The organism is Aliivibrio sp. 1S175 (assembly GCF_001690985.1).
In the GTDB taxonomy this organism is placed as follows: Bacteria; Pseudomonadota; Gammaproteobacteria; order Enterobacterales; family Vibrionaceae; genus Aliivibrio.
In genome coordinates, this window is the sequence record NZ_MAJS01000038.1 from 1 (window position 1) to 640 (window position 640).

Sequence of the window (640 nt, forward strand, 5' to 3'; positions counted from 1 at the left end):
TGCGATTGTTAACTGCGCTTCAAATTAATAATGATAGCGACAGGAAATTATTGTCAAATGTGCATCATTAACTGCATAAACTAATCGGTTGGTGTCATCAATTCTACGTGACCAAAAACCTGCCAAATTTTCTTTCAATGGCTCAGGTTTTCCAATACCTTCGAAGGGAGAACGCTTCGCATCAGTAATTAATTTATTGATGCGTTTCAGCGTTTTCTTATCCTGACCTTGCCAATACAAGTAATCATCCCAAGCATCGTCAGTCCAAGCTAACATTCGACTCATTCAAGTAAGCCTCTTTCCGTAGTTTGACCGGCATTGTATTGAGCAATTGATTTGTTTAGATGAGCAGCATTAGCTGGAGAACGAGATAAATAAATCGTTTCCATTAAGCTATTATAATAATCCATAGACATTACAACTGCATCTTCAGAATCTCGACGAGTGATAACTGTGCAGTCCGCATCATTAACTACGCCATCAAGAACAGATTTAAGACCATTTCGAGCTTCAGTAAAAGAAACTATACGCATAATTACCTCTTTGTTGAGTTGTACTTAATATTGAACAAGTCTAACTCATTAAAATTGAAATGTACAATATATTGCACAGGTAACAAGGAAGCAGTTAACGCCTGCAT

At 37.0% G+C, this 640-nt stretch carries 2 protein-coding genes; both read right to left on the reverse strand.

All coding sequences use genetic code 11. The features are described 5' to 3' along the window. Window positions 1-24: 24 nt before the first annotated feature. Window positions 25-285 carry a Txe/YoeB family addiction module toxin gene (locus A6E06_RS12840; protein WP_065593072.1) on the reverse strand — a complete coding sequence of 87 codons (261 nt, stop codon included), beginning with the start codon at window positions 283-285 and terminating at the stop codon, window positions 25-27. Further along, a complete protein-coding gene (locus tag A6E06_RS12845) occupies window positions 282-533 on the reverse strand; it encodes a type II toxin-antitoxin system Phd/YefM family antitoxin (RefSeq protein WP_012551877.1) in 252 nt (83 codons plus the stop codon). Before A6E06_RS12845 ends, A6E06_RS12840 begins: the two co-directional genes overlap by 4 nt. Window positions 534-640 lie beyond the last annotated feature (107 nt).

Excerpts from the sequence above, each read along its gene's own strand:
- A6E06_RS12840 (WP_065593072.1), bottom strand. The coding sequence starts at position 285 with ATGAGTCGAATGTTAGCTTGGACTGACGATGCTTGGGATGATTACTTG.
- A6E06_RS12845 (WP_012551877.1), bottom strand. The coding sequence starts at position 533 with ATGCGTATAGTTTCTTTTACTGAAGCTCGAAATGGTCTTAAATCTGTT.